The organism is Serratia sp. OS31, from assembly GCF_014164835.1.
Lineage (GTDB): Bacteria > Pseudomonadota > Gammaproteobacteria > Enterobacterales > Enterobacteriaceae > Serratia > Serratia liquefaciens_A.
In genome coordinates, this window is record NZ_JACJFQ010000003.1 from 79,944 (window position 1) to 93,570 (window position 13,627).

General features: G+C 55.6%; 11 protein-coding genes. 4 read left to right on the forward strand and 7 right to left on the reverse strand.

Going from position 1 to position 13,627, the window contains the following annotated elements:
- Positions 1–79 precede the first annotated feature (79 nt).
- The 5 genes from pqiC to rlmKL all read right to left on the reverse strand — a co-directional run bounded on the left by pqiC (position 80) and on the right by rlmKL (position 7,684).
- Positions 80–637, reverse strand: coding sequence for a membrane integrity-associated transporter subunit PqiC (gene pqiC / locus H5P17_RS04285; RefSeq protein WP_044549599.1), 558 nt, complete (start codon positions 635–637; stop codon positions 80–82).
- Entirely contained in the window at positions 634–2,277 is a 1,644-nt protein-coding gene (pqiB, locus tag H5P17_RS04290) for an intermembrane transport protein PqiB (RefSeq protein WP_182821474.1), read from the reverse strand. The genes pqiC and pqiB overlap by 4 nt, the downstream gene beginning before the upstream one ends.
- On the reverse strand, positions 2,264–3,580 hold the full coding sequence (gene pqiA, locus H5P17_RS04295) for a membrane integrity-associated transporter subunit PqiA (RefSeq protein WP_044549595.1): 1,317 nt from the start codon (positions 3,578–3,580) through the stop codon (positions 2,264–2,266). The genes pqiB and pqiA overlap by 14 nt, the downstream gene beginning before the upstream one ends.
- Positions 3,581–3,653: 73 nt before the next feature.
- A complete protein-coding gene (locus H5P17_RS04300; RefSeq protein ID WP_182821476.1) occupies positions 3,654–5,558 on the reverse strand; it encodes an ABC transporter ATP-binding protein in 1,905 nt (634 codons plus the stop codon).
- A gap of 5 nt (positions 5,559–5,563) precedes the next feature.
- Positions 5,564–7,684 (reverse strand): bifunctional 23S rRNA (guanine(2069)-N(7))-methyltransferase RlmK/23S rRNA (guanine(2445)-N(2))-methyltransferase RlmL, encoded by a 2,121-nt coding sequence (gene rlmKL / locus H5P17_RS04305; RefSeq protein ID WP_104410963.1) that lies wholly within the window; start codon positions 7,682–7,684, stop codon positions 5,564–5,566.
- Between the two features lie 103 nt (positions 7,685–7,787).
- Between rlmKL and H5P17_RS04310 the strand changes: the two genes are divergently transcribed.
- A complete protein-coding gene (locus tag H5P17_RS04310) occupies positions 7,788–8,891 on the forward strand; it encodes a YcbX family protein (protein WP_182821478.1) in 1,104 nt (367 codons plus the stop codon).
- A 6-nt stretch (positions 8,892–8,897) separates the two neighbouring features.
- Here the strand turns inward: H5P17_RS04310 and H5P17_RS04315 are convergent, their stop codons facing one another.
- Together H5P17_RS04315 and pyrD are read right to left on the reverse strand one after the other, a co-directional pair.
- Positions 8,898–9,446: a cell division protein ZapC gene (locus tag H5P17_RS04315; RefSeq protein WP_044549587.1), complete on the reverse strand. Its 549-nt coding sequence runs from the start codon at positions 9,444–9,446 to the stop codon at positions 8,898–8,900.
- A 175-nt stretch (positions 9,447–9,621) separates the two neighbouring features.
- Positions 9,622–10,632, reverse strand: a complete 1,011-nt coding sequence (pyrD, locus tag H5P17_RS04320; RefSeq protein WP_020826160.1) for a quinone-dependent dihydroorotate dehydrogenase — start codon at positions 10,630–10,632, stop codon at positions 9,622–9,624.
- A gap of 259 nt (positions 10,633–10,891) precedes the next feature.
- Here pyrD and ssuE point away from each other — a divergent pair, with 259 nt between their 5' ends.
- The 3 genes from ssuE to ssuD are packed head-to-tail and all read left to right on the forward strand — an operon-like array spanning position 10,892 to position 13,627.
- Positions 10,892–11,470 carry an NADPH-dependent FMN reductase gene (ssuE, locus tag H5P17_RS04325; RefSeq protein WP_044549586.1) on the forward strand — a complete coding sequence of 193 codons (579 nt, stop codon included), beginning with the start codon at positions 10,892–10,894 and terminating at the stop codon, positions 11,468–11,470.
- A 26-nt stretch (positions 11,471–11,496) separates the two neighbouring features.
- The gene (locus H5P17_RS04330; protein WP_182821480.1) at positions 11,497–12,462 is read left to right on the forward strand and encodes a sulfonate ABC transporter substrate-binding protein; all 966 of its coding nucleotides are present in this window, start codon (positions 11,497–11,499) and stop codon (positions 12,460–12,462) included.
- 16 nt (positions 12,463–12,478) lie between these two features.
- Entirely contained in the window at positions 12,479–13,627 is a 1,149-nt protein-coding gene (gene ssuD / locus H5P17_RS04335) for an FMNH2-dependent alkanesulfonate monooxygenase (RefSeq protein WP_044549581.1), read from the forward strand.

A 13,627-nucleotide genomic window follows, 5' to 3' on the forward strand; every position in this document is an offset into this window, starting at 1 on the left:
TAAAATAAAAATCCCTGCCGACGAAAAGTTTTAATATTTTTCATCGGAAGGGATTAGACCTTTTTAGTCCAAATTATGACTAAAAACGACCGGCCTGCGAGGCGATGGACTGTGCCTCTTGCTGCCAGCCTTGCGCCAACGTACGGACCAGCGCATCGTAACCATCCTCGCCCTGTTTCAGCTCCAGGCTGAATGGCCGTTTGGTCAGCTTGCCTTGATGACTCAGCACCCATTCGCCACGAATGATTGCCTTGCCATCAAAACGGCCATGGAAACCGCTGACCGTCACGTTCAACACGTCCTGATCGCTGCTCATCGGCTGGGAGGACACGACCCAACCCGGCAATGCGCTGCTCAGGTTGGTGACCAGCGTTTGCTGCAGTTGCTGATCGAGCGGGCTGGCCCACAGGTTATTCTGGGCAATGACGTACTGCACATCATTGGTCTGATAAACCACGCCGTTCTGCGCCAGATAATCCGCCACGGTGACGTGTTCCAACCACAGTTGGCGAGAAGTCTCACCGCCGCTCACCTGTGTCGGCGCCCCCAGCGCCGGCAGTTGGTAGTAGGTTTTCTGTGGGGTGCTGCTACAGGCGCTGAGTACCAACGCCAGGGCTACCGGAATCCATTTCATCATTTGTTGGCCTTCTTCGGCTGAGGATCGTTACTGCCCGCGGCTTCAAACACCAGCGCGTTGCTCTTTTCGTTCAGGGTACGCAACACGGGCTGCAGTTCACGCAGCACCTGATCGAGGCGTTGCATATCGCCGACCATCTTGTTGTAGGCCGGTGAACCTGGCTGGAAGCCTTTCATGCTGCGATTCAGTTCCTGCAGCGTTTTTTGCATATCCTGCGGCAGCGCCTTCATCTCTTTGCTGGCGATGATGTCGTTCAACGATTGCATGGTCTGCTGCGTCGACTTCATGGTCTTCTGGCTTTCTGCCAGGGTTTTGGTCGCTTCATTGATCATCGGATTCAATGGCATCGAGTTGATCTTATCCAACGTCTGCATCAGTTTCTGTTGGATCTGCGCCAAACCGCCGCTGGTGGTCGGCATCAACGGATAACCGAACAGCTCACGCGGCCCCTTCCAGGCTTTCTCTTGCGGATAGAAATCCAGATCGATATACAGGGAGCCGGTTAGCAGGTTGGCGGACTTCAGAGAAGCGCGCATACCGCGTGATTCAGCATCTTTCAGGTGGCCTTCAATATCGAAATTGCCGCCCAACTGCTTCTGGAAACGATCCGGTTCAATGCGGATCAGCACCGGAATACGGTAATCGTTATCCAGCCGCTGCATCATGCCCTCTTTGTAGAATGGCACTTGCGCCACGGTCCCCAAACGGATACCGCGGAACTCGACAGGCGCTCCCGGCTGCAGGCCGCGAATCGAATCCGAGAAGAACATCAGGTAATCTTTGTGCACGGTGTACAGCGAATCCTGGATGCTGCGTTGGTTATCAAACAGCTGATATTCCGTCTTCTCTTTCACCTGCTCGCCGCGATCCCAACCGTCCGGCACGTCAAAGCTGACGCCGCCGCTGAACAGCGTAGCCAGGGACCCCATTTCTACCCGCATGCCCTGCGCGGACATGTCGAAGGCCACGCCGCTGTCTTTCCAGAAGCGAACGTTGCTGGTCACCAGTTGATCGTAAGGAGCGGAGACAAACAGCTGATAGCGCATGGCGCGCATCTTGGGATCAAAATAGCTGGTCTCTACCGAGCCGACACGGTAACCACGGAACAGCACCGGATCGCCGGCATTCAGCTGGCCGGACTTTTCGCTGTCCAGGACGATGCGCAACCCTTTGGCATCCGGGGAAGCCAACGGCGGTGCATCCAGCAGTTGGTAATCGTTTTTCTCTTTGCCTTTTTTGCCCGGCTGCAGCTCGATGTAAGCGCCAGACAGCAAGGTACCCAGACCGGAAATGCCTTCACGGCCAATCTGCGGTTTCACCACCCAGAAGGCGGTATCCTCGCGCAGCAATTTCTCCATGCCGGAGTTTAACCGGGCCTGTACCACCACCTTGCTCAGGTCGTCGCTCAGGGTCACGGTCTCCACCACGCCGACATCGACGCTACGGCTGGTGATTTTGGTTTTACCCGCTTCCAGGCCTTCGGCTGTGGTGGTGACCAGCGTCACCTGCGGCCCCTGGTGGCTGAAATGGTAAAACAGGATCCAGGCGCCGATCAGCGCAGTGACGATGGGGATAATCCACACCGGCGACCAGCGCTTGATCTTTTCAACGTCCGCGACGCTATGATTATTTTCCGTCACCTTGCGGCTCCTTTTTTATTGTTTCATTTACGCGATCCCAGGACAGCCGGGGATCAAACGTCATGGCAGCAAACATAGTGAGGATCACCACCATGGCGAACAGCAACGCGCCAGTAGCAGGATAAATGCTCATCAATTGTCCCATCCGTACCAACGCCGAAAGTACGGCGATCACAAACACATCGATCATCGACCAGCGGCCGACGAATTCAACCACTTCATAAATCAGGTGCATCCTTTCGCTGTCGGCCCGGGGTTTATGCTTGCCGTTGGCATCCCAGCACAACCAGCCAATCGCCAACATTTTCAACGAAGGTACCATGATGCTGGCGATGAAGATCACCATCGCCACCGGATAAGATCCTTCGCCCCACAGCAGGATCACCCCGGCCATGATGGTAGAGGTGATTTTGTTGCCCAGCGCCTCGGTGACCATAATAGGCAGCAGATTAGCCGGAATATACAACATGACCGAGGTGACAAGCAGTGCCAATGTCCATTGCAAACTGTGGCGGCGACGGACATAACCTTTGGTGTGGCAACGCGGGCAACGGGTCATCTCCGCCGGCAGAATTGCCGTACAGCATTGGCAAGAGCGCAAGCCCTGACGCAACCCGATGTGCCCTACTTTCATGGGGCGATCGAGCCGCGGCGCCGGTTCAATGTCATTCCACAGCCAACGGCGATCCACACACTGGAAGGCGCGCACCTGCAGCAGGCAAAACAGGCAATAAGGCACAAAGCTGCTGCCGATGCCGATATCGCCATAGGCCATCAGCTTAACGAAGCTGACCAGCACCCCCGCGAGGAAAATTTCGACCATGCACCAGGTTTTAAACTGGAACAGCATCTTGGCCATCCACTCTTTCAGGCCAAGGGGAATGCGTACTCTGGCGCACAGCACAATGATTGCCACCATGCAGAACGCCGGGATCAACTGCACGAACACCATAAACAGCGTGGCCATGCTGGCGTAGTCTTCCGCCACCATCACCTGCGGGATCTGGATCAGTTTGATTTCGTTACCGAGACCGGCAACGCGCATATTGATAAACGGGAAAATATTCGCCAGCAGCAGCATAAACAATGCGCTGAGGGCATAGCCGATTGGCCGCTTGCGGGGTTCCTGCCAGCGGGAGCTGAGGGTCGTTTTACAACGCGGGCATACCGCTTTCGAACCGTATGCCAGCGGCGGCAACGCCACCAACATGTCGCATTGTGGACACAGCATCAGATTGTCCTGTTGCTGCTTTGCGTGTGTTGCGTGACTGTGCTGCTCGTGATTCTCGTGGGAACACACCATAATCCTCCTTAACAACGTCGCTCACCGGTACGACAATACCGCCCGCAGCAGCGCGCGGACGGTATCTCAACGGTTAGCCGTTTTTCATCGCTTCCAACTCTTCCCAACGGGCGAAGGCTTCTTCCAATGCCCCTTCGGCGGTGGCCAGCGCGGTCAGCACCTGCTGTGTTTCGCTGTGAGGACGCGTGAAGAAATCAGCATCGCTCATTTGCGCCTGCAGCGCTTCAATTTCCGCTTCCAGTTGTTCAAGGCGTTGCGGCAACTGTTCCAGCTCGCGTAACAAGTTATAGCTCAGTTTAGCCGCCGGTTTCTTGGACTGTTCAGCCTTTTTCTCCGCCGCCGGCTTGTTCTGTTCCGCCGCGACCTGACGGATAGGTTTTGCCGTTGCGCGCTGGTGGTGCGCATCGTAATAACCGCCTACGAAGGTGCTGATCTCGCCGTTGCCTTCAAAGATCCAGCACTCGGTCACGGAGTTGTCGACGAATTGACGATCGTGGCTTACCAACAGCACGGTGCCCTGATAGCCATCGATCAGCTCTTCCAGCAACTCCAGCGTTTCGACGTCAAGATCGTTGGTTGGTTCATCGAGAATCAACAAGTTACTTGGCTTCAGGAACAGCTTGGCCAGCAACAGACGGTTACGCTCACCGCCGGACAACGCTTTCACCGGCGTCATGGCGCGTTTCGGATGGAACAGGAAGTCTTGCAAATAGCCGAGCACGTGGCGAGAGCGGCCGTTGACCATCACTTCCTGCTTGCCTTCTGCCAGGTTGTCCATCACCGTACGTTCCGGATCCAGTTCGGCGCGGTGCTGATCGAAATAGGCCACTTCAAGTTTGGTGCCGCAGTGTACGCGACCGCTGTCGGCCTTTAACTGGCCAAGCATCAGCTTCAGCAAGGTCGTTTTGCCGCAGCCGTTCGGCCCCACCAGGGCAATCTTGTCGCCGCGCTGCACCTGGGCGGAGAAATTGCGCACCAGCACTTTGCCGCCGACCTGATAATTGACGTCTTCCATCTCGAACACAATCTTGCCGGAGCGTACCGCCTCTTCAACCTGCATTTTGGCGGTGCCCATCACCTCACGACGTTCTGAACGCTCGTTACGTAACGCCTTCAGCGCGCGTACGCGGCCTTCGTTACGCGTACGACGCGCCTTGATGCCCTGACGGATCCACACTTCTTCCTGTGCCAGTTTGCGGTCGAATTCAGCGTTTTGCAGCTCTTCTACCCGCAGCGCTTCTTCTTTGCTCAGAAGATACAGATCATAATTGCCCAGCCAGGACACCAGCTTGCCACGGTCGAGATCGACAATGCGCGTCGCCATGTTGCGGATAAAGGAACGGTCGTGGGAAATGAACACGATGCTGCCCTGGAACTCTTTCAGGAAGCCTTCCAGCCAGTCAATGGTGGTAATGTCCAGGTGGTTGGTCGGTTCGTCCAGCAGCAATACGCGCGGAGAACTGACCAGCGCGCGCCCCAGCGCCGCTTTACGCAGCCAGCCGCCGGAAAGCGAGGAAAGCTCCGCGTCCCCGTTCAGGCCCAGCTGCAACAGCACTTCGCTGATGCGGCTGTCGAGTTGCCAAAGCCCCTGGTGATCGAGGATCTCCATAATCTGCGCCATACGCGTCAGGTTTTTTTCGCTCGGGTCGGTTTCCACCAGATGCGAAATCGCATGATAGGCCTTCAGGTGTTCCGCCTGCTCAGCCACGCCCTCGGCCACGAAATCGAATACTGTCCCGCCGATATTGCGCGGGGGATCTTGTTGCAGACGCGCAACGATAAGATCTTGCTCGTAAATCACCCGGCCATCGTCCAGCGGAATTTCTTTACCGAGGATCTTCAGCAGCGTGGATTTACCGGCGCCATTACGCCCAACCAGACAAACGCGTTCGTTGTCTTCAATATGAATTTCGGTGTTATCTAAAAGCGGCGCATCGCTGAAGGACAGCCAGGCACCGGACATGCTGATTAACGACATAGTAATTATTTTCCTTCGCCGGCGTGGGTAACCAGCCAGCAGTTATGAATTTGACGGTTACGGGCAAAGTCCTGCGACTGCGTCTGGGCGGTAATTTCTTTCGCCTCCAGACCCAGCGCGCTCAGGCCGGCCATATCCATCTGGAAACCGCGCTTGTTGTTCGAGAACATGATGGTCCCGTTACGACGCAGCAACCGTTTCAAATCTTGCATCAGCACCAGGTGATCGCGCTGAACGTCAAAGGTGTTCTCCATCCGCTTGGAGTTGGAGAAGGTCGGCGGATCGATAAAGATCACGTCGAATTGTTCGTCGGCATTTTGCAGCCATGACAGGCAATCCGCATGGATCAATCTGTGCTGTTTGCCGGTCAGACCGTTAACTCGCAGGTTTTTCTCTGCCCATTCGAGATAGGTACGCGACATATCCACCGTGGTGGTACTGCGCGCGCCACCCAACCCGGCGTGTACGCTGGCGGTGCCGGTATAGGCGAACAGGTTGAGGAAGTCTTTGCCCTTGCTCATCTCACCCAGCATGCGGCGAGCAATGCGGTGGTCGAGGAACAGGCCGGTATCGAGATAGTCAGTCAGGTTCACCCACAGCTTGGCGTTAAACTCTTCCACCAGCAGGAACTCGCCCTTCTGCGCCAGTTTTTCATACTGGTTTTTGCCTTTCTGGCGCTCACGGGTTTTCAGGATCAGCTGATTGGACGGCAATTCCAGCACCGCCAGCGTGGCATTGATCACATCGAACAGACGTTGACGCGCTTTCTGCGCATCGATGGTTTTCGGCGGCGCATACTCTTGTACCACCACCTTGCTGCCGTAGCGGTCTACCGCCACGTTGTATTCCGGCAGGTCAGCATCATACAGGCGATAGCATTCAATGCCCTGCTGTTTGGCCCACTTGTCGAGCTTCTTCAGGTTCTTGCGCAGGCGGTTGGCAAAATCTTCCGCTACCTGAATGCCGCCGGAGCCCTGTGGGTTCTCCGCCAGTTGATAATTTTTCTGCACGCAGTCCAACGGACCGTTTTTGGCCTTGAACTGGCGCTCGGCACGCAGCTGCAGGCAACTCAGCAGCTCCGGCGATGCGCTGAACAATGACAATTGCCAGCCGCCGAATGCGCTCTTCATGATGCGGCCCAGCATATTGTGCAAGGCGATCAGCGCCGGTTCACTTTCCAGACGCTCGCCGTACGGCGGGTTGCACACTACGGTGCCGGTCGGGCCTTCCGGCAGTGGATTGGTCAGTTTGGCTACGTCGTTGACGTTAAAGGTAATCAGTTCGGCAACGCCTGCACGGCGGGCATTGCCGCGCGCCATTTCAATCACGCGACGATCGATATCAGAACCGAAGAAACGTGAGGTGGTTTCTTGCAAGCCACGGCGTGCACGCACCTGCGCTTCGGTGATCACTTCGCGCCACAGATCGACGTTATGGCCATTCCAGGCGGTAAAGCCCCAATGTTGACGGTGCAGACCCGGAGCGCGATCGGAAGCTATCATCGCTGCCTCAATCAATAGCGTCCCCGAACCACACATAGGATCGAGCATCGGAGTCCCCGGCTGCCAGCCTGAACGTTGCACAATCGCCGCCGCCAGGCTCTCTTTCAGCGGTGCTTGGCCGGTCAGATCACGGTAGCCACGTTGATGCAGGCCTTCACCGCTCAGATCGAGCGCTACGCTGGCCATATCGCGCTGCAGGAACACATTGACGCGAATATCCGGCTGCTGCTTCGCAACCGTCGGACGCTGGTCGAGTTTGCGAGTAAAGCTGTCGACGATGGCGTCCTTAACCTTCAACGCACCATATTGGCTGTTGCGGATCTCTTCGTTCACGCCGCTGAAATGCACGGCGAAGGTTTTATCCACGCCGAAAATGTTGGTCCAGTCGATCGCCTGCACACCCAGATACAGATCCAGATCGCTGTGCACGCGGAATTCATTCAGCGGCAGCAAAATACGTGAGGCCAGACGGCTCCACAGCAAGCTTTGGTACAGAAGACGATCGTCACCCTGAAAATGTACCCCACCCTGCACTACTTTACAGGCGTGAGCGCCCAGCGCTTCCAGTTCGCTTTTTAACAGTTCTTCCAGTCCACGCGCCGTGCTGGCAAACAGAGAGTTCATATCGTACTTATCACCAAAAAGAAAATTGTTGCGCATTATAGCTAATCCAGACCGCTTGTCATAAAGTTGCTCCCTTCTATTTAATAATCGCACGGGGATAAGGGTGATTACGCTTTCGAAACTTTACGTTCATCCGGTGAAATCGCTTCGTGGTTTGCAGCTTTCGCACGCGCAGGCTTCCAGCAGTGGATTGGCTTTCGACCGTAACTTTATGATCACCGAACCGGATGGCACCTTTATTACCGCACGCCAATATCCGCAAATGGTGATGTTCACCCCGGCTCTGCTGCCTGATGGGCTATTTCTGACCGCGCCGGACGGAGAAAGCGCTGCCATTCGCTTCAGCGATTTCGCCCCTGAGGCGCAACCGACCGAAGTCTGGGGCAACCATTTCACCGCCCTGATTGCACCGGCAGCGATTAACAATTGGCTGAGCGGTTATTTCCAGCGTGAAGTGCAGTTGCGTTGGCTTGGCCCCGAGCTGACCCGCCGCGTGAAAAAACACCCGGAAATCCCCCTTTCTTTCGCCGACGGCTATCCTTATTTGCTGATCAACGAAGCCTCATTCAACGATTTGCAGCAGCGTTGTCCCGGTAGCATCAAGCTCGAGCAGTTCCGCCCCAATCTGGTGGTGACCGGTGCGGCAGCCTGGGCCGAAGACGGTTGGCAGGTGATCCGCGTCGGTGACGTGATGTTTGATCTGGTCAAACCCTGTAGCCGCTGCGTGTTGACCACCGTCAGCACCGAACGTGGCCGCAAGCATCCGAGCGGTGAACCCCTGAGCACCCTGCAGAAGTTCCGCACGGCGGACAACGGCGATATCGATTTTGGCCAGAATATGGTGGCGCGCAGCAGCGGTATTATCCGCGTCGGCGATACGGTGGAAGTGTTATCCAACAAACCACCGCGCCCTTATGGCGCAGGAAAAGTGGTTGAGAGCGTGCAGGCACCGCAGGACAGTGAACATAGCGTCACTATCGAATACGCGGGAACGGTGTTTACCGGCAATAATCAGCAGATCTTACTGGAACAGTTGGAACAGCAAGGGCTGCGCGTGCCTTATTCATGCCGTGCGGGAATTTGCGGAAGTTGTCGCATAACCTTGGTCAGTGGCGAAGTGGCACCGCTGAAGAAAAGTGCGGTCGCCAACAATGGCACCATCCTTTGCTGCAGCTGTATTCCAAAAAGCGATTTGACGCTGGCGTAATCGCCGTTATACCGCCCTGTCGTAAGCCGGGGCGGAGGCCTCATCTTGCGCGCAGGGTTTAAGGCGATCGTGCATCACTTTGATGGCGTCGCCCAGAACCATGGTACGGCCGGCCACGGAGAGTTGGTTTTGCGCCAGCAGGCAAAGGCTGGCGTTGTCGCCGGCTTCCACCACCAGCAGGCGGGCTTCAACGCCGCTCTCCATCACCTTCACCGCCGCCAACTCACCGTTTTTCGGCTGCAATGGATAATGTTGCTGCGAGAAATGCCAGCTTTTCGGCATCAGTGGCTTGAGGAAGCGATAGGCTACCAGGGCATTTAATACCAGTTCGGCGCGTTGCTCGTGGCTGAGCTTTATCTGTTTGCACTGCTCTTCATAATTAAAATAAAGCGCAGCGTCGTCCACACAGAAAGAGCATTCGTCGAAAGCATCCGGCGTTAACATTTTGGCAGGAAAACGCGAGCGGAAGATCATCCCATTGGCTAAATCCAGCATTAGCCGATCGTGTTCGGCGTCAAAATACCAACGCCAATTATCGTCAGGTTTTATCTTCATGTCTTATCCTTCTCGCTGCCTATGCCACGCCGTATTTACCCTAAAAGGTGATTTTATCACCACTCAAGTCGCTTAAACATCGGATAATTCCGCGAACGATATTTATGCTAGTGGACAAAATATAGACGAGCCGGGGGAAGAAATAAACCCCCGGCGGAAAATGAAAGGAAAAATATTAGATGTAGTTAACGATATCTTTAATCAGCCGCGGACCTTTGAAGATAAATCCGGAATAAATTTGCACCAACGAAGCCCCGGCTGCCATTTTTTCCCGCGCGGCCATCAGGGAATCAATTCCGCCCACCCCGATAATCGGCAGACGCCCTTGCAGTTCAAGTGACAAACGGCGGATCACTTCGGTGCTGCTCGCCTGCAACGGACGACCACTCAGGCCCCCCATTTGCTCGCAATAATTCAGCCCCTGGATCAATTTACGATCCAGTGTGGTATTGGTCGCGATCACACCATCTATATTATGGCGCACCAAACTGTCGGCTATTTGGATCAATTCTTCTTCTGAAAGATCCGGCGCGATCTTTACCGCCACCGGCACATATTTGTGATGGCGCGCATGCAATTCCTGCTGCTTATTTTTAATGGCGGCCAAAAGATCGTCTAACGCTTCACCGTACTGTAAGGATCGTAACCCCGGCGTATTGGGTGACGAAATGTTAATCGCGATATAACCGGCATACGGATAAACTTTATCCATACAGATCAGATAATCGTCTTTTCCTTGCTCGACCGGGGTGTCTTTATTCTTGCCGATATTAATCCCCAGAATACCGCCGAAATGAGATTTCTTAACGTTTTCAACCAGATTATCCACGCCCTGGTTATTAAAGCCCATTCGGTTGATCAGGCCTTCCGCTTCCACGATGCGGAACAGACGCGGCTTGTCGTTGCCCGACTGCGGGCGTGGCGTCACGGTGCCGACTTCGACAAAGCCGAAACCCATGGCACCGAATGCGTCGATACACTCGCCGTCTTTATCCAGACCGGCGGCCAAACCCAAAGGATTTTTAAAAGAGAGCCCCATGCAGCTTACCGGCTTGGTCGGCACAGACTGGCGAATAACAAATTCTAACGGGGTGCCGGTGACGCGGCGGAGCTGATGAAAAGTCAATTCATGCGCACGCTCGGGATCGAGCTGGAACAACGCTTTTCTGATGAGGGGGTAGTACATGTACTCTCCTGATTTCCCGGTTGCAAACCGGGGGCGTATTATCCGGTATCCCTTGGCCAATTGGAATTGATTAAAAGCAAAAAAAGCGTTTTTAACGCAATCGTTTCCCCCGATAGGGAGCCAAAGCCCCGCCAATCCGCATTTACGCATATCAAAATCAAAAAATGAGATTTAAGTAACCCGCCCCTTTGCTGATAGGTTTAAAACACTTCTCGACAATTTTCTAATTAAACCTAACTTTTAGTTATAAGGAGTGGTAATGCGCGTTATATCACTGTCCGGCAGCCCTCGCATCCCATCACGTTCAGCGGCCCTGCTTTCCTTGAGTAAGAATTGGTTGCAGCAACAGGGCGTGGAGGTGATCTCCTACACCCTGCACGACTTTGACGCAGAAGACTTGCTGTACGCCAATTTCAATAGCCCGGCGATAAAAGCCTTTACTGAACAACTGGCTTTGGCCGACGGCCTGCTGGTCTCTACCCCGGTGTATAAGGCCTCGTTTTCCGGCGCGCTGAAAACCCTGCTGGATCTGCTGCCGGAACGTGCGCTGGACCATAAGGTGGTGTTACCCCTGGCCACCGGTGGCTCCATTGGCCATATGCTGGCGGTGGACTATGCCCTGAAACCGGTGCTGGCGGCATTGAAAGCGCAGGAAGTGCTGCATGGAGTGTTCGCCGATGACAGCCAGGTGGTGCTGGACGGTGAGGAAATTACCCTGTCCGAAGGTTTGGCTTCCCGGCTGGAAGAAGCCCTGGAAAGCTTCTACCTGGCGCTCGGCCGCCGTAAGCCACCGCAGGCACGGCTCTCCCCTTCCCTGTTCTCACGTCAAACTGCCTGACAGCACGCTCTCTATAAGGAAAGAGGATGACACGACTTTCATCATTTGGCCGTTGGCTTGGCACTGGCGCCTTAGCCGGCATCATCTCACTGGCGTGGATCAATTCCGCCAGCGCACAGGATCCGGCGCAGTTTCGTATCGGTTATCAAAAAGGATCGATCAGTCTGGTACTGGCAAAATCCCACCGCCTGCTGGAACAGCGTTTCCCCACCACCAAAATCAGTTGGATCGAATTCCCCGCCGGCCCGCAGATGCTTGAGGCGCTGAACGTCGGCAGTATCGATCTGGGCAGTACCGGCGATATTCCTCCGATCTTTGCCCAGGCCGCCGGGGCGGATCTGCTGTATGTCGGCGTAGAGCCACCAAAACCCAAGGCGGAAGTGATCCTGGTGCCGGAGAATAGCCCGATCAAAACCGTCGCTGATTTGAAAGGCCACAAGGTCGCCTTCCAGAAAGGCTCCAGCTCCCACAACCTGCTGCTGCGATCGCTGCAAAAAGCCGGACTGAAGTTTACCGATATTCAACCCATTTATCTGACACCGGCCGATGCCCGCGCCGCCTTCCAGCAGGGCAACGTCGATGCCTGGACCATCTGGGACCCGTACTATTCCGCGGCCTTGTTGCAGGGTGGTGTGCGGGTGCTGGGTGACGGCACCGATTTGAATCAAACCGGCTCCTTCTATCTGGCGGTACGCACTTATACCGAAGCTAACGGGCCGTTCATTCAGCAGGTGCTTGATGAGTTGACCAAAGCTGATGCGTTGACCCAAAGCGACCGGGCGCAAAGCGTCACGCTACTGGCAAACGCCATGGGCCTGCCGGAAAAAGTGATCTCATCTTATTTGGATCACCGTCCACCGACCGCCATCAAACCTCTGGACGCACGCACCATTGCCGCTCAGCAGCAAACCGCCGATCTGTTTTATGCCAACCGTCTGGTGCCGGTGAAAGTCGATATTTCGCAACGCATCTGGCGCCCGAGCGCACAATAATTTTGGAGAACTGACGATGAGCCTGAACGTATTCTGGTTTTTACCGACCCATGGCGACGGCCACTATCTCGGCAGCACGGAGGGCGCACGCAGCGTCGATTACGGCTATTTGCAGCAAATTGCCCAAGCGGCCGATCGGCTGGGATTCGGCGGCGTGTTGATCCCCACCGGCCGTTCTTGTGAAGACTCCTGGTTAGTGGCCGCCTCGCTGATCCCGGTCACCCAACGGTTGAAATTCCTGGTGGCCTTACGCCCCGGCATCATTTCACCCACCCTGGCGGCTCGCCAGGCGGCAACGCTCGATCGCCTTTCCAATGGCCGGGCGTTGTTCAACCTGGTCACCGGCGGCGATCCCGAAGAACTGGCGGCGGAAGGGCTGCATCTGAATCACGAAGAACGTTACGAGGCTTCGGCAGAGTTCACCCACGTTTGGCGTAAGGTGTTGGAAGGGGAAACTGTCGATTTCGATGGCAAGCATATTCAGGTGAAGGGGGCAAAACTGCTGTACCCGCCGGTGCAACAACCGCGTCCGCCACTGTATTTCGGTGGATCCTCTGCCGCTGCGCAGGATCTGGCCGCCGAACAGGTTGAAATGTACCTCACCTGGGGAGAACCCCCGGCGCAGGTGAAAGAAAAAATAGCCGAGGTCCGCGCCAAAGCCGCGGCCAAAGGTCGCAAGGTGCGCTTCGGCATTCGCCTGCACGTGATCGTGCGTGAAACTACGGAAGAAGCCTGGCGTGCAGCAGACCGACTGATTGCCAATCTGGATGAAAAAACCATCGCCGATGCACAAAAGGCATTTGCCCGCTTCGACTCTGTAGGGCAACGGCGCATGGCGGCGCTGCACGGCGGCAAAAAAGACAATCTGGAGATCAGCCCCAATCTGTGGGCCGGGGTGGGCCTGGTCCGTGGCGGGGCCGGTACTGCCCTGGTCGGCGACGGCCCGACGGTGGCGGCGCGCATGCAGGAATATGCCGATCTGGGCATCGATACCTTTATCCTGTCCGGCTACCCGCATCTGGAAGAAGCCTATCGCGTCGGCGAACTGCTGTTCCCCCATCTTGACCTGGTGGAAAACCCAATCCCCACTCAGCGCAAACCGGTCAAGGCCCAGGGAGAAGTGGTGGCCAATATTTATATTCCGCAAAAAGCGTCGCAAAGCTGA